16 protein-coding genes and 1 pseudogene are annotated in these 15,112 nt (G+C 60.4%); 11 read left to right on the top strand and 6 right to left on the bottom strand.

Going from position 1 to position 15,112, the window contains the following annotated elements:
• Positions 1-19: 19 nt before the first annotated feature.
• Entirely contained in the window at positions 20-2,971 is a 2,952-nt protein-coding gene (locus tag V8J63_RS23590; RefSeq protein WP_336464692.1) for a DUF748 domain-containing protein, read from the top strand.
• Positions 2,968-3,267 (top strand): DUF2845 domain-containing protein, encoded by a 300-nt coding sequence (locus V8J63_RS23595; RefSeq protein WP_232245551.1) that lies wholly within the window; start codon positions 2,968-2,970, stop codon positions 3,265-3,267. The genes V8J63_RS23590 and V8J63_RS23595 overlap by 4 nt, the downstream gene beginning before the upstream one ends.
• Positions 3,268-3,531: 264 nt before the next feature.
• Here the strand turns inward: V8J63_RS23595 and V8J63_RS23600 are convergent, their stop codons facing one another.
• Positions 3,532-3,885 (bottom strand): BON domain-containing protein, encoded by a 354-nt coding sequence (locus tag V8J63_RS23600; protein WP_016773155.1) that lies wholly within the window; start codon positions 3,883-3,885, stop codon positions 3,532-3,534.
• A gap of 294 nt (positions 3,886-4,179) precedes the next feature.
• Complete coding sequence (locus tag V8J63_RS23605) at positions 4,180-4,596, bottom strand: pilin (protein WP_056790436.1); 417 nt, start codon at positions 4,594-4,596, stop codon at positions 4,180-4,182.
• Positions 4,597-4,822: 226 nt separating this feature from the next.
• Between V8J63_RS23605 and pilB the strand changes: the two genes are divergently transcribed.
• The 5 genes from pilB to yacG are packed head-to-tail and all read left to right on the top strand — an operon-like array spanning position 4,823 to position 9,434.
• Positions 4,823-6,523, top strand: coding sequence for a type IV-A pilus assembly ATPase PilB (pilB, locus tag V8J63_RS23610; RefSeq protein ID WP_336464693.1), 1,701 nt, complete (start codon positions 4,823-4,825; stop codon positions 6,521-6,523).
• Positions 6,524-6,525: 2 nt separating this feature from the next.
• Positions 6,526-7,743, top strand: a complete 1,218-nt coding sequence (locus V8J63_RS23615; protein ID WP_024014342.1) for a type II secretion system F family protein — start codon at positions 6,526-6,528, stop codon at positions 7,741-7,743.
• 1 nt (position 7,744) lies between these two features.
• Positions 7,745-8,617 (top strand): prepilin peptidase, encoded by an 873-nt coding sequence (locus tag V8J63_RS23620; protein ID WP_130901797.1) that lies wholly within the window; start codon positions 7,745-7,747, stop codon positions 8,615-8,617.
• Positions 8,614-9,237, top strand: a complete 624-nt coding sequence (gene coaE / locus V8J63_RS23625) for a dephospho-CoA kinase (RefSeq protein WP_130887103.1) — start codon at positions 8,614-8,616, stop codon at positions 9,235-9,237. The genes V8J63_RS23620 and coaE overlap by 4 nt, the downstream gene beginning before the upstream one ends.
• The gene (gene yacG, locus V8J63_RS23630) at positions 9,234-9,434 is read left to right on the top strand and encodes a DNA gyrase inhibitor YacG (RefSeq protein ID WP_016773149.1); all 201 of its coding nucleotides are present in this window, start codon (positions 9,234-9,236) and stop codon (positions 9,432-9,434) included. Before coaE ends, yacG begins: the two co-directional genes overlap by 4 nt.
• A 7-nt stretch (positions 9,435-9,441) precedes the next feature.
• Here yacG and V8J63_RS23635 read toward each other — a convergent pair whose 3' ends face one another.
• Together V8J63_RS23635 and V8J63_RS23640 are read right to left on the bottom strand one after the other, a co-directional pair.
• Positions 9,442-9,657 carry a hypothetical protein gene (locus V8J63_RS23635; RefSeq protein ID WP_016773148.1) on the bottom strand — a complete coding sequence of 72 codons (216 nt, stop codon included), beginning with the start codon at positions 9,655-9,657 and terminating at the stop codon, positions 9,442-9,444.
• A 65-nt stretch (positions 9,658-9,722) separates the two neighbouring features.
• Positions 9,723-10,412 carry an energy-coupling factor ABC transporter permease gene (locus tag V8J63_RS23640; RefSeq protein WP_336464694.1) on the bottom strand — a complete coding sequence of 230 codons (690 nt, stop codon included), beginning with the start codon at positions 10,410-10,412 and terminating at the stop codon, positions 9,723-9,725.
• 117 nt (positions 10,413-10,529) lie between these two features.
• On the opposite strand from V8J63_RS23640, the gene V8J63_RS23645 reads away from it, so the two are divergent.
• From V8J63_RS23645 to V8J63_RS23660, 4 genes are all read left to right on the top strand, one after another.
• The gene (locus V8J63_RS23645) at positions 10,530-11,156 is read left to right on the top strand and encodes a DUF1780 domain-containing protein (protein ID WP_007909887.1); all 627 of its coding nucleotides are present in this window, start codon (positions 10,530-10,532) and stop codon (positions 11,154-11,156) included.
• Positions 11,153-11,680: an MOSC domain-containing protein gene (locus tag V8J63_RS23650; protein ID WP_024014346.1), complete on the top strand. Its 528-nt coding sequence runs from the start codon at positions 11,153-11,155 to the stop codon at positions 11,678-11,680. Before V8J63_RS23645 ends, V8J63_RS23650 begins: the two co-directional genes overlap by 4 nt.
• A gap of 51 nt (positions 11,681-11,731) precedes the next feature.
• Positions 11,732-11,905, top strand: a complete 174-nt coding sequence (locus V8J63_RS23655) for a DUF3094 domain-containing protein (RefSeq protein WP_007909875.1) — start codon at positions 11,732-11,734, stop codon at positions 11,903-11,905.
• Between the two features lie 63 nt (positions 11,906-11,968).
• A complete protein-coding gene (locus tag V8J63_RS23660) occupies positions 11,969-13,267 on the top strand; it encodes an NAD(P)/FAD-dependent oxidoreductase (protein WP_016773144.1) in 1,299 nt (432 codons plus the stop codon).
• Positions 13,268-13,423: 156 nt separating this feature from the next.
• On the opposite strand, the gene V8J63_RS27895 is transcribed toward V8J63_RS23660, so the two are convergent.
• Together V8J63_RS27895 and V8J63_RS27900 are read right to left on the bottom strand one after the other, a co-directional pair.
• On the bottom strand, positions 13,424-14,287 hold the full coding sequence (locus tag V8J63_RS27895) for a methyl-accepting chemotaxis protein (RefSeq protein ID WP_442963538.1): 864 nt from the start codon (positions 14,285-14,287) through the stop codon (positions 13,424-13,426).
• Positions 14,279-15,049, bottom strand: a pseudogene (locus tag V8J63_RS27900) (MCP four helix bundle domain-containing protein); the annotation flags it as partial. The pseudogene V8J63_RS27900 and the gene V8J63_RS27895, both read right to left, overlap by 9 nt.
• Between the last annotated feature and the right edge of the window lie 63 nt (positions 15,050-15,112).

Below are 15,112 nucleotides of genomic sequence, written 5' to 3' on the forward strand. Positions count from 1 at the left end.
GGCACTCCGATTCAGACAGATGAAGCCGCACATGCCCAAAGGATTGATTCGCGCGATTGGCGCACTGCTGACAGCCCTGGCCCTCTACAGCCTGCTGGGGTTTCTGATCCTGCCGGGCATTGCCTTGCGCGTGGCCAACCAGCAACTGGCCAACTACGCCACGGTGCCGGCGCATCTGCAGCGTATCGAACTCAACCCCTTCAGCCTTGAGGTCACCCTGTGGGGCCTGATCATCGGCGAACCGGGCAAGGAGCAGGTCGGCTTCGATCGCCTCTATGCCAACCTGCAAATCGACAGCCTGTGGACCAAAGCGCTGCATCTGTCCGACATCGAACTGGACAAACCCAAAAGCGAAATCCTCTTCGCCAAGGACGGCAAGCTCAACCTGCTCGGCCTGTTCAACCTGCCGCCGAGCGAGCCGACACCCGCCGATCCCGACGCCAAGCCATTTCCGCTGCGTATCGACAACATCAAACTGGCCGGCGGTGTGGTGCATTTCGAGGATATGCGGCCCAGTGAGCCGATCGAATTTCTTTACGACGACCTCAGTTTCGAGCTGAAAAACCTCAGCACCCTGCCCGAGGACAGCGCCGACATGACCCTCGTCGCCATCGGCCCCGCTGGCGGGCGGATCGACTGGACCGGCAATTTCAGCCTGATCCCGTTCACCTCCGAAGGCACCCTGAAAGTCACCGATGGCCAGATGAAATCCTTCTGGCCCTACGTGCGCGACGCCGTGCCGCTGGTGCTGGAAAACGGCGTGGTCAGCCTCAGCACCGAGTACAAACTCAACCTGTCGAAACAGACCGAACTGCTGCTGAACAACGTCGCGGTGAGCATTGCGCCATTCGCCATCAAGGCTCCGGACGGACGTCCGCTGGCCAGGCTCGAACGCCTCGACGTCAGCGACACCTCGCTGGACCTGGCCAAGCAGCAAGTGGTGGTCGGCAAGATCCGCAGCAACAAACTGGAAACCTGGGCGGCGCTGGAAGCCGACGGCCAACTGGACTGGCAGAAGCTGTTCGTCAGCCAACCGTCGAAACCGGCGGCCAAAGCCGCTGCCGAACCTACGGATACACCGGCCGCCGCCGACTCGCCGAAACCTGAGCCAAGCGCCCCGAGCAAGCCATGGCAGGTGCTGGTCAAGGATGTGCAACTGCGCAACTACACGGTCCATCTCGCTGACCGCTCGGCGCAACCGGCGGTGGCGCTGGACATCACCCCGCTGAACGTCGACTTGCAGGATTTCGACAGCCTCAACGGCTCGCCTTTCAAGCTCAAGCTCGACAGCGGCCTGGGCAAGCAAGGCAAGATCAGCGCCGACGGCACGGTCAATCTGGCCCCGGTCAACGCGCAGCTCAACGTGAAAACCGAGGACGTCGACCTGCGTGTCGCGCAGTCCTACATCAACCCGTTCATTCGCCTGGAACTGCGCAGCGGCATGCTCGGCAGTGACCTCAAGGTCAACCTGAAGAGCACCGAGCCACTGGCCCTCAGCGTCACCGGCCGCGCGCAGATCGATCAACTGCACACCCTCGATACGCTGAAGACCCGCGACTTCCTCAAATGGCAGCAAGTCGTGGTCGACGGCATCAATTATCAGCACGGCGACAGCCTGTCGATCGACAAGGTCAACCTGTTGCAGCCGTATGTGCGCTTCATGATCAACGACGATCGCACCACCAACGTCGACGACCTGCTGATCCCGCAACCGGCCGACAGCGGTGCAAAAAGCACCGCAGCCAAACCGGCCGGCAAGGACAAACCACTGGGCATTCACATCGGTGCGATTGCGATCAACGACGGCTCGGCCAACTTTGCCGACTTCAGCCTGACGCCGAATTTCGCCACCGCCGTGCAGCAGCTCAACGGTCAGATCGGCACCATCGACAGCCGTCAGGCAAAACCGGCCAGCGTCGACATCAAAGGCAAGGTCGACCGTTATGCGCCGGTGACCATCAAGGGGGCGGTCAATCCGTTCGACCCGATGGCCAGCCTCGACATCGCCACCAGTTTCAAGCGCGTCGAACTGACGACCCTGACGCCCTACTCCGGCAAATTCGCCGGCTACCGCATCCGCAAGGGCCGGCTCAACCTTGATCTGCACTACCTGATCACCAAAGGCCAACTGAAAGCCGAGAACAAAGTCGTCGTCGAGCAACTGCAACTGGGCGAGAAGGTCGACAGCCCTGATGCAGTGAGTCTGCCGCTGAAACTGGCGATCGCCCTGCTCAAGGACGTCGACGGCAAGATCTCCATCGAATTGCCGGTGACCGGCGACCTGAATAATCCACAGTTCAGCGTCATGCCGATCGTCTGGCAGACCCTGCGCAACCTCATCGTCAAAGCTGCCGCCGCGCCGTTCAAGATGATCGGCGGGCTGGTCAGTGGCGGCGGCTCCGAAGACCTCGGCACGGTGTCCTTCGCGCCGGGCTCCAGCGATCTGAGCAAGGACGCCGAAGCGGCGCTGGTGAAACTGTCGCAAGCGCTCAAGGAACGTCCGGCGCTGCGTCTGGAAATCGAAGGCACTGCCGCGAAGAGCAGTGATGGGCCACTGCTCGCCGAGCAACGTCTGGAACGCGAATACCAATACAACTACTACAAGATGCTCCAGCGCCGTGGCGACAAAGTTCCGGCCCAGGCCTCGCTGCTGCAAGTGCCCGAAAGCGAGAAAGGCGCGTTGCTCGAAGGCATCTACCGCACCCGCCTGAAAACCCAGCCACCGGCAGAATGGAAAGACCTCGGCAAGGAAGAACGCACGGCGAAAATGCGCCAGGGCGTGATCGCGTTCTGGAGTGGCAGCGAGGTGCTGTTGCGCCAGTTGGGCCAGGATCGCGCCAGCACCATCAAGGATTACCTGGTCGACAAGGGCAAGCTCGAGGATGACCGCGTGTATTTCATCGACGCCAACCTCGGCGAGGCCGAAAGCGATGGCCGCGTGGTCACGCAAATGCACCTGGATGCCGAATGACCGTGCATAGCTGGTTGATGGCGCTCGCTCTGACGTGCGCCGCCGGCCATGCGTCGGCGTCGGATACATTGCGCTGCGGCAGCCAGTTGATCAGCCTCGGCGACCGCGCTAGCGAGGTGCTGCAAAAATGCGGCGAGCCGGTCAGTCGCGATGTGCTTGGCTACAAGCGCAGTGCCAATCGCCGCGAAGAGTTTCAGGTCGAGGAATGGACCTACGGCCCGAACAACGGCATGTACCAGTACCTGCGCTTCGAAGGTAATCGCCTGCGGCAGATCAACAGCAAACGCGGTAACTAAGCCGAACGAAATTCACCCTGTGGGAGCGAGCCTGCTCGCGAATACGCTCTGTCTACTGACGAACTTGTCGGCTGACACTACGCATTCGCGAGCAGGCTCGCTCCCACATTGGTATTGCCCAAAATAGAACAGGCCCCGACACAAGTGCCGGGGCCTGTAATGGTCACATCCGTGTGACCGTTCGCATGAACTCTAAAGTTGCGGCAGACGTATTGCTCGGCCCGTCTGTCGCGTCTTCTCCCGGTTCAGGCGAGAAGTCTTGCCTTACTCGGCTTTCAGGCCGTCAGCGGAGACCGCTTTAACGCCTTTGATTTTCTTGGCGATGCCTACGGCGACTTCTTTCTGCGACTCGGTTACCGCAGTGGTCGACGACAGGGAAACTACACCCTTGTTGGTTTCGACTTTGATGTCGGTGCCTGGAATGCCTTTTTCGGTAACCAGGTCAGCTTTGACCTTGGTGGTGATCCAGGTGTCGCTGGTATCTTGTTTCATTTCGGTAACTTCACCGGCAGCCAGAACCATTGGTGCTTGGGTAGCCTGAGCGGACTGGGCGAAAGCGCCACCAGCCATGGTCAGGGTCAGAGCGGTAGCAGCGGCAGTGATAGCGAACTTCTTCATACGAGTAACTCCTGTTTTTACTGGAAGTCTGCTGTAACGCTTGTCAGCAGGGTTACCGGAGATATTGCGAACGCTGTGCCAACTTTTTCAGTCGCATAAAACTGTTTAAAAACAATGAGTTATAAAAAAAGCTGTTTTTCGTTTTCATGCAAAATGCATGACTCAACGCAATTTCGCATGCAAGTTGCGGTTTTTCGGAAAGTTCATAAGCTGCTGAAATTATTGGAGCTTTTAAAAACCGTTGCGCCATAAAAAGCTCCGCAATTGCGGAGCTTTTTAAGTTGCAGGTGCGTGTCAAACGCCTGGGCAGCTCGTAGTTGTATATTCTTTCGAGCCGGAGAACTTACAGGTCCAGCCAGTGGTAGGACTGCGTGTCAGCGTTACGGTCTGGCCGAGAACAGGCGCTGGAGCGTTGAGCAGCGTACAAGTAATAGTACCCGTCCCATCGGCGACTTTTCCGGATGCCGCCAACGTGCAATTCTGCGTGGCCGCTGTGCCGCCGTTCACGTTGGTGATGCTCGGGTCAGTCGATCCGGCATTGATCACGTCTTCAAAATTAACCTTAAGAGCTGATGCTTCCGCAATCCCAGCGGTCACCTTCGACCGCGCCTGATACTTCGAATACTGAGGCAGGGCGATAGTCGCCAGAATGCCGATGATCGCCACGACGATCAGCAGCTCGATCAATGTGAAACCTTGTTGTTTTTTCATAGACACGCTCCATGCATGAGTCGAAATCTCATGATCTGAACAAGGCTCAGCACAGCCCATGCCAACGCCTTTCAGGCCCCGCCTGCTGGGCGCGCGCGATTTTCTGCGCCGTTTCCTACAACCCGCAACCGCACTATCTGACACTTTTTGTCACCTGCACCGGCCGTGTTTGGCGCTGTCACTTGACTAGGCTATAAGTCATGAACGGCAAGCGTGCGGAATCCCCATGAATGACATCGCTCTGAGCGGTCTGGCCAAGCAATTGGTCCAGGCCGAACTGCTCACGGAAACAAGCGCACGGCAATCCTGGGCGCAGGCCCAGCGCAATCGCGTGTCGCTGGTCAATTACCTGGTACACAACAAACTGGTCAACAGCCGGCAGATCGCCGAGATCGCTTCCGAACATTTCGGCATGGCCCTGCTCGATCTGCATTGCCTCGACAAGGAGACTCAGCCCAAGGGGCTGGTCAGTGAAAAACTGGTTCGTCAGCATTGCGCCCTGCCCTTGTGGCGGCGCGGCAACAAACTGTTCGTGGGCCTTTCCGACCCGAGCAATCAGCAGGCGATCAGCGACATCCAGTTCAGCACCGGCCTGAGCACCGAAGCGATTCTGGTCGAGGACGACAAACTCAGCGACGCCATCGACAAGTTCTTCGACAGCCACGCCTCGGGTCTGGAAGAAATGGCCGATGTCGATCTCGACGGCCTCGACGTCGAGTCCATTGATGACAACAAACAGGACGTGATCGGCGGCCTCGATGCCGACGATGCCCCGGTCGTGCGCTTCGTGCACAAGATGCTGCTCGATGCGATCAAGAGCGGCTCGTCCGACCTGCATTTCGAGCCGTACGAAAAAAACTACCGGGTGCGCATGCGCACCGACGGCATGCTGCGCGAGGTGGCCAAGCCGCCGATTCAGCTGGCCGGGCGTATTGCCGCACGTTTGAAGGTCATGGCCAGTCTGGATATTTCGGAACGACGCAAACCCCAGGACGGGCGGATCAAGATGCGCCTGTCCAAAAGCAAATCCATCGATTTTCGCGTCAACACCCTGCCGACCCTGTGGGGCGAAAAAGTGGTGATCCGGATTCTCGACCCGTCCAGTGCGCAGATGGGCATCGATGCGCTGGGCTACGAGGCCGAACAGAAGGCCTTGTACCTGGCCGCGCTGAAACAGCCGCAAGGGATGATTCTGGTCACCGGCCCCACCGGCTCCGGTAAAACCGTGTCGCTGTACACCGGGCTGAACATCCTGAACACCGTCGACATCAATATTTCCACCGCCGAAGACCCGGTGGAAATCAACATGGCAGGCATCAATCAGGTCAACGTCAATCCTCGCCAAGGGCTGGACTTTGCCCAGGCGCTGCGCTCATTTCTGCGTCAGGACCCGGATGTGATCATGGTCGGCGAGATCCGCGACCTGGAAACCGCCGAGATCGCGATCAAGGCCGCGCAGACCGGCCACCTGGTGCTGTCGACCCTGCACACCAATAGCGCAGCGGAAACCCTCACGCGCCTGCACAACATGGGCATTCCCGGGTTCAACATCGCCACCTCGGTCAGCCTGATCATCGCCCAGCGTCTGGCGCGCAAATTGTGCGCGCACTGCAAGCGGCCGCTGGAAATCCCGCACGAAACCTTGCTCAAGGAAGGCTTCCCCGAGGAACGCATCGGTCATTTCACGATCTACGAGCCGGTCGGTTGCGATCACTGCAACGGCGGATACAAAGGACGCGTGGGGATTTATGAAGTGGTAAAGAACACACCGGACCTGCAACGGTTGATCATGGCCGAAGGCAATTCGCTGGAAATCGACATTCAGATGCGCCGCGACGGTTTCGCCGATCTGCGCACCTCCGGGCTGCACAAGGCCATGCAAGGCATCACCAGCCTTGAGGAAATCAACCGGGTCACCAAGGATTGAACATGGCGGTCAAGGCAGCGAAAGTCAGCGTTTACGCCTGGGAAGGCACCGACCGCAAAGGCAGTAAAGTCAGCGGCGAGTTGAGCGGGCAGAACCCCGCACTGATCAAGGCGCAGCTGCGCAAACAAGGGATCAACCCGGGCAAGGTGCGCAAGAAATCCGCCTCCCTGCTGAGCTTGGGCAAACGCATCAAACCGCAGGACATCGCCCTGTTCACCCGGCAGATGGCAACGATGATGAAGGCCGGTGTACCGCTGTTACAGTCCTTCGACATCATCGGCGAGGGCTTCGAAAACCCGGCCATGCGCAAGCTGGTCGACGAGGTCAAACAGGAGGTCGCCGCCGGTAACAGCTTCGCCACGGCCCTGCGCAAGAAGCCGCAATACTTCGACGAGTTGTACTGCAACCTGGTCGACGCCGGCGAACAGTCCGGTGCCCTCGACACTTTGCTCGAACGGGTCGCGACCTATAAGGAAAAAAGCGAAGCGCTCAAGGCCAAGATCAAGAAGGCCATGACCTACCCCACCGCCGTGGTGCTGGTGGCGGCGGTGGTGACCGGCATTCTGCTGGTCAAGGTGGTGCCGCAGTTCCAGTCGGTGTTTTCCGGGTTCGGCGCAGAACTGCCGGGCTTCACCCTGATGATCATCAGCCTGTCGGAATTCATGCAGCAGTGGTGGTGGGCGATTCTTTTTGCGCTGGTGGCAGCGTTTTTCGGCACTCGCCACGCGTTGAAGACTTCGCAGGCCCTGCGCGACCGGCGCGATGCCTGGCTGCTGAAGCTGCCGCTGGTAGGCACTTTGATGTACAAGTCCGCCGTTGCCCGCTTTGCCCGCACCCTGTCGACCACTTTCGCGGCGGGGGTGCCGTTGGTGGAGGCGCTGGATTCGGTCGCCGGCGCCACCGGCAACGTGGTGTTCAAGCGCGCGGTGCTGCGCGTGCGGCAGGACGTCTCGACCGGCATGCAGCTCAATTTCTCGATGCGCAGCACCGGTGTGTTTCCGAACATGGCGGTGCAGATGACCGCCATCGGCGAGGAATCGGGCGCGCTGGATGACATGCTCGACAAGGTCGCCGGTTTTTATGAAGCGGAAGTCGATAACATGGTCGACAACCTCACCAGCCTGATGGAGCCGTTCATCATGGTGGTGCTGGGGGTCATCGTCGGTGGACTGGTGGTGGCCATGTACCTGCCGATCTTCCAACTCGGCTCAGCGATCTGACATGCCTATCGATGAACTGTTTGCCGTGTATCCGCTGGCCTTTGTGGTCAGCGCGCTGCTGCTCGGGCTGGTGGTCGGCAGCTTCCTCAATGTTGTGGTCTGGCGCCTGCCGAAGATGCTTGAGCGTGACTGGCGCCAGCAAGCCCATGATGTGCTCGGCCTGCCCAGCGAAACGCCCGTGCCGACCTACAACCTGATGCTGCCGCACTCCGCGTGCCCGCATTGCGGACATCGAATCCGCCCGTGGGAAAACATTCCGCTGCTCAGTTATCTGTGCCTGCGCGGGCGCTGCTCGGCTTGTTCGGCGCCGATCAGTAAACGTTACCCGCTGACCGAACTGGCCTGCGGCCTGCTGTCGGCATTCATTGCCTGGCATCTGGGCTTCGGCTGGCCGGCGGGCTTGCTGATCTTGCTGACGTGGGGCTTGCTGGCGATGAGTCTGATCGACTGCGAACATCAGCTGCTGCCCGATGTGCTGGTGCTGCCGCTGCTGTGGCTGGGGCTGATCGTCAACAGCTTCGGCGTGTTCGTGGCGTTGCCCGATGCGTTGTGGGGCGCGGTCGCGGGTTATCTGGCGCTGTGGTCGGTGTTCTGGCTGTTCAAACTGCTCACCGGCAAGGACGGCATCGGTCATGGTGATTTCAAGCTGCTGGCCTTGCTTGGCGCTTGGGGTGGCTGGCAGATTCTGCCGCTGACGATTCTGTTGTCATCCTTGGTGGGGGCGATTTTGGGCGTCGTCATGCTGCGCCTGCGCGCCCAGGCAACCTCGACGCCGATCCCCTTCGGACCCTTTCTGGCAATTGCCGGCTGGATTGCCTTGCTCTGGGGTGGTCAAATAACCGACTTCTATTGGCAGTCTGTCGGTTTGAAATGAATACCCCTGTGGAAAAACCCTGGATCCTCGGCCTGACCGGCGGCATCGGCAGCGGCAAAAGTGCGGCGGCGCAGCACTTCATCGACCTCGGCGTGCACGTGGTGGACGCTGATCATGCGGCGCGCTGGGTAGTCGAGCCGGGGCGTCCGGCGCTGGCGAAAATCGCCGAGCATTTCGGTTCCGGCGTGTTGCAGGCCGATGGCACGCTGGACCGCGCCGCCCTGCGCAAACTGATTTTTGAAGACCCTGAACAGCGGCGTTGGCTAGAGGCGCTGTTGCATCCGTTGATCGGCGAAGAAATCGCTCATCACCTGGCGCAGGCAAAATCGCCTTACGCGATTCTGGTTTCACCGTTGCTGATCGAATCCGGGCAATACGCGATGACCCAGCGCATTCTGGTCATCGATGCGCCGCAACAACTGCAGATCGAACGCACCTTGCAGCGTGACCAGACCAGCGAACAACAAGTGCAGGCGATCCTCAAGGCGCAATCGAGCCGTGAAGACCGCGTGAGCCGTGCCGACGATGTGATCGTCAACGACCGCGACCTCGCCTGGCTGCACAGCGAGGTCGAGCGTCTGCATCACTTTTATCTGACTTTATCCGGAGGCCAAGCATGAGCCAGATTCCAACCGTTGAATGCCCAACCTGCGGCGCCCCCGTCGAATTCACCCCGGCGAACAAATTCCGTCCGTTCTGCTCCGATCGCTGCAAACTGATCGACCTCGGCGCCTGGGCCTCGGAAGAGCACAAGATTCCGGTCGCCCCGGATGCCGAAGACGAGCTGTTTTCCGGCGATTTCGATCCGCGTCACTGATCGCTGATCAGGGCCGCATAAAGCCGTAGTCCTGACTGTCGTCGAGGTTCTCCGCGAGAAAGCGCAACTCGTCGGCCAGGTCTTCGGCATTGCGCACGGCCTTGCTCTGCTGCACCACGGCGCTGAGCAGGGCGCGCAAACTCAGGCCCGGGTCAAAGCCCACCTCCTGCGCCAGCTCCAGACTCTGCCGGGTTTCCTGCCGCGCCCATTCGTAAACGCCCATGCCACTGCTCCTGAAGGAATTTGCGCGAGCATGAAATCTCTGCGGCATGGCCGGTTTGATGTGGATCAAGACTTCGGATCGTCGTCCTTCCACGGCGCTGAAAGGTAACGGGTGCGGTTGAAGGTCTCCAGCCATTCCGGGCAGAACACCACCAACGCACTGACAACCATGCCGTTGATAAAGGCCTCGGGAAACAGCAGCAACCACAGGTAGCCGACGAAATCTTCCAGCCATTCCGGCATGGCGAAGAGGCCGTCGTACCACAGCAACGTCAGGCTCAGAATCAGGCACAACAGGCCTGACAACGCAGCGGCGAAGAAACCGGAACAGAAGATGTAAACGAACGGATTTCGTGGCTGCGCACGCTCCACGAGGATTGCCACGCATTCGGTGATCAGCACTGGCAGCAGAATCAGTAACCCGCCATTGACGCCGACCGCAGCCAGGTCCTGACGGCCCAAAAGCACCAGGCCAATCTGCGCAACCAGCCCGCCGACGATCGCCAGCGGCCAATCGAGCAGCAGCGTCACGGCCGTCATGCCGATGAAGTGATAAGACACGCCGGTGTCGAAATCCCTGCGCACCAGCCACAGCAGAAACAGCGCGAACACCGTGCCGAACAGCAAGTGCTGCCGGCGACTGTCGCTGAACAGCTCGACCCATGGCGCACGCATGATCGCCCAGAGCAGCACCGGCAGATAAATCAGCCAGCCGAGCGTCAGGCTTGCCGAGGACAGCAGTTCGGCACCGATCATGATTCCCTCACCTTCTCCATGGACTTACCGCTTTGTCGCAGTCTACACCGCCGATGTATGTGCACCAGCCGATGCAAAGCTATCTGCTTGTCGCATTTGGACGCTAAGCTTGGGCTTATGGATGATTCAGATTATTTACGCCTGCTGACCATCGCGGCCGAGCAGGCCAATGCGTTCCTGTCCAATGCCCGCAAATGGGAGCGTGAGCGTTGGGTCTGCCAGCGCCTGCTGCAAGGTCTGAACATCCCCTACCGCGCCGATGAGTTCGCCCCGGCCGGTGAGCCGCCGGACGTGTTGTTCCGCGATGCCAATTTCGAAGTTTTTTTCGTCCTCGATGAAGGCCGCCGTCTCAATGACGAGTGGCGCGACGAATTGCAGCGTCGGCGCAGCGCGTTTTCCCTGAGCCAACTGGTGCGCCGCGAAGCCAAACCCAAGCGCATCCCGGCCAATGAATTTCTCCTGCGTCTGGCGCCGACCCTGCGCAAGAAGGCGCACAACTACAAGGAACGCGGCATGGATCTGGGTGAACTTGACATCATCGCCTTCGCCAGCCTCAAGCGCGAAGTGCTCGACCTCAACAGTCATTTCCCGCCACCGACCGAATACCTGCGTCAGGGCTGGCGCTCGCTGTCGCTGGTCGGCCCGACATTCGCCCGCGTGCTGTTCGCCCACCCCGACGCACCGGACTTTCTGCGCAGCAACCTCGGCCGCAGCATTGTGTTCGACGTGGGCATCAGCCTGTGACGCCGCTGCAGCAGTTGATCGCCGAGGTTCCGCAAACCGGTCGTGTGCGCTGGATCGGCGTGCGTCCAGAATCCCGTGGGCCGATGCTTGAGCTCGACGCGGTCGAGGCGCGGCTGGAGGCCGGGCTCACCGGCGACCACGCCCGCCCGGGCATTCGCAATGCGCGACAGGTGACGCTGATTCAGTGGGAGCACCTGGCGGTGATCAACGCATTGATGGGCCGTCCCGCTGACCAGCCAGTCCGGCCTGAAGATCTGCGGCGCAATCTCGTTATAAGCGGAATCAATTTGTTTAGCCTGAAGGGGCGGCGCTTTCGCATCGGGCAGGCGATACTCGAAACCACTGGCTGGTGTCAGCCCTGTGCACGCTTGCAGAACAATCTCGGCCCGGGCACTTTTCAAGCCGTGCGCGGGCATGGCGGGATCACCGCCCGGGTGTTACAAAGCGGCATCATTCGCCTCGACGATAGCGTGTGTGTCGAACCGGTTCCGGACAGCGGCTACGCTGCGTTCAATCCGGGCTGAAAACCGCTGTAGCCTGTGCTCATTCAGTAACGTCTACCTGACGAGGCAAATATGACCAGCCGCCTGAACCCCGAAGACCAAAAGCATGTCGAAGAGTACCTGCAACTGTCCCAACACCGTGTCGAGCGCCGGCCTTTCCGGCCGTGGATGCTCCTGGTGCTGGTGCTGGCAGTGACCATTGGTCTGGGCCTGTTGAGCCGATTTATCAGTTACCTGACGTTATGAGCTGCCTTGCGCTCCCTCGGGTAACCGCACCGATTTCCTTTAAAAACCTTGCGAGTTATCCCTATGTCCCATCGTATTGTCATTGTCGGCGGCGGCGCCGGCGGTCTGGAGTTGGCTACCCGTCTGGGTAAGACTCTGGGCAAGCGCGGCACGGCCAGCGTGATGCTGGTCGACGCGAACCTGACCCACATCTGGAAACCGCTGCTGCACGAAGTGGCCGCCGGTTCCCTGAACTCCTCCGAAGACGAACTCAACTATGTCGCCCAGGCGAAATGGAACCACTTCGAGTTCCAGCTCGGGCGCATGAGCGGGCTCGATCGCGCGCAGAAGAAAATCCAGCTGGCCGCGACCTATGACGAAAACGGCGTCGAGCTGGTGCCGGCGCGTGAAGTGGCTTATGACTCGCTGGTGATCAGCGTCGGCAGCACCACCAACGATTTCGGCACCCAGGGCGCGGCGCAGCATTGCCTGTTCCTCGATACGCGCAAACAGGCTGAGCGCTTCCACCAGCAATTGCTCAATCACTATCTGCGCGCCCACGCCGGGCAGACCGATGTGGTCGAGCAAATCAGCGTGGCCATCGTCGGCGCTGGCGCCACTGGCGTCGAACTGGCGGCAGAGCTGCACAACGCCGCCCATGAATTGGCCGCGTATGGTCTGGACCGGATCAAACCGGAAAACATGCACATCACGCTGATCGAAGCCGGCCCACGAGTGCTGCCTGCCCTGCCGGAGCGCATCAGCGGGCCGGTGCACAAAACCCTGGAGAAGCTCGGGGTCAATGTGATGACCAACGCAGCAGTCAGCGAAGTGACTGCCGACAGCCTGATCACCGCCGATGGCAACGAGATCAAGGCCAGCCTGAAAGTCTGGGCTGCCGGCATTCGCGCACCGGGCTTCCTCAAGGACATCGACGGTCTGGAAACCAACCGCATCAATCAGCTGCAAGTGCTGCCGACTCTGCAAACCACGCGCGACGAAAACATCTTTGCCTTCGGTGACTGCGCGGCCTGCCCGCAACCGGGCACTGATCGCAACGTGCCGCCACGGGCACAAGCGGCGCATCAACAGGCGTCGCTGCTGGCCAAGTCGCTGAAACTGCGCATCGAAGGCAAGACCCTGCCGGAGTACAAGTACACCGACTACGGCTCGCTGATCTCGCTGTCGCGTTTTTCTGCTGTGGGTAACTTGATGGGTAACCTGACCGGCAGCGTCATGCTCGAAGGCTGGCTGGCGCGGATGTTCTATGTGTCGCTGTACCGTATGCACCAGATGGCGCTGTACGGGCCGTTCCGCACGGCGATGCTGATGCTGGGGAGCAAGATTGGTCGTGGCACCGAACCGCGTCTGAAGCTGCACTAAAACGCCAACCTGTGGGAGCGAGCCTGCTCGCGAAAGCGGTGGGTCTGTCAACACTGTCGTTGAATGATCCGGCCCCTTCGCGAGCAGGCTCGCTCCCACATTGTTTCGTGCTGTTCTCAAATCAGTGGGCGAAGGCCTGCAATGAATCGCTGTTCATCACAGCTGGAAGCGCCGCACCATGCCCTGCAGCGCATTGGCCAGTTGCGACAGTTCGTGGCTCGATGTGCTGGTCTGATCAGCCCCCGCAGCCGAACGCACCGACAGGTCGCGAATATTCACCAGATTGCGATCCACTTCCCGCGCCACTTGCGCCTGCTCCTCGGCGGCGCTGGCGATCACCAGGTTGCGCTCGTGAATCTCGTGCACCGACGCCGTGATCGTCACCAACGCCTCACCTGCCCGCTCTGCAAGAACCAGCGTGCTCGCCGCACGAGATGCGCTGGCCTGCATTGATTCCAGCGCCTGGCTCGAACCGCTGCGCATGCCTTGCACCATCTGTTCGATTTCCTGCGTCGATTGCTGGGTGCGATACGCCAGCGCGCGCACTTCGTCGGCTACCACCGCAAAGCCGCGACCGCTTTCACCGGCGCGTGCTGCTTCGATGGCAGCGTTGAGCGCCAGCAGATTGGTCTGCTCGGCGATGGCGCGAATCACGTCCAGAACCTTGCCGATGTCCTGCGACTGATTGGCCAGCGACTGCACCAGTTCACCGGTGTTCTGCACATCACTGGCCAGCGCATTGATCGCGCTGGCGGTTTCGCTGACGCGCTCCTGGCCCAATTGCGCCGACTGACTGGACTGGCGCGTGGCATCGGACGTCGACACCGCGTTGCGCGCGACCTCCTCCACCGCAGCGGTCATCTCGTTAACCGCCGTGGCGGCCTGTTCGATTTCGTTGTTCTGCTCTTGCAGGCCTTGGGTGCTGTCGACGGTGACGGCACTCAGTTCGTCAGCGGCGGTGGCCAGTTGTGTGGCTGAGCCGCTGATACCTTGCAGCGTCTCGCGCAGGTTTTGTTGCATCGTCGCCAAGGCTTTGAGCAAGCGGCTGACTTCGTCGTTGCCATGGGTTTCGATCGGCCGCGTGAGATCGCCCTTGGCGACACTTTCTGCGGCATCCACGGCGCTGCTCAGCGGGCGCACGATACTGCGCGTGAGCAACATCGCCAGCGCCACCGTGGCCAGCGCTGCCAAGGCAATGAAAAGAGTAACGATGGTGCGCGAGGTTTCATAATGCGCGGCGGACTTCTCGCTTTCGGCGGCGACCTGGCGGGCGAACAGATCAGCGAGATCGTTGAGTTGCTTGCCGGAGCCGTCGACCACGGTCTTCATGTCAACCAGGAGCAATTTGGTCAGCTCGTCACGCTTGCCTTGCTCGGCAAGGGTGAACGACTGGGCAATGCCAGTGCGATAGGCGGCGAAGGTTTTCTTGAACTGGTCATACAGCTGCTGGCCTTCGGCAGTGTCGACCAGTTTGTCGTAGGCGGCGATCTTCTCGCTCAGTTCCTTGTCGCGGGTGTCCATCTGGCCGCGATAGGTGGCGATATTGGCCGAATCCTGATCGAGCGCCATGCGCAGAGAGATGGTGCGGATGCGCAGCATCAGTTCGCGGATCTCGTCGCCGCCACGGATGCTCGGCAACCAACGGTTCTCCACCGCCACCTCACTGTCGCGGATGCTCGACATCTGCCCCAGCGCAAACACGCCGAGCAAGGCCACCAACACCGCGATCAGGGCAAATCCCAAGGCAGCCCGGGGAGCAATATTCAACTGACGAAGCAACATGACGAACGCCCTTATTCTTGTAATGGCCAGATCAAGGGGCGAAGCGTTGGCAGTCCCCTCGTG

Origin of the sequence: Pseudomonas sp. CCNWLW23 (genome assembly GCF_037095675.1) — a bacterium.
In the GTDB taxonomy this organism is placed as follows: Bacteria; Pseudomonadota; Gammaproteobacteria; order Pseudomonadales; family Pseudomonadaceae; genus Aquipseudomonas; species Aquipseudomonas atacamensis.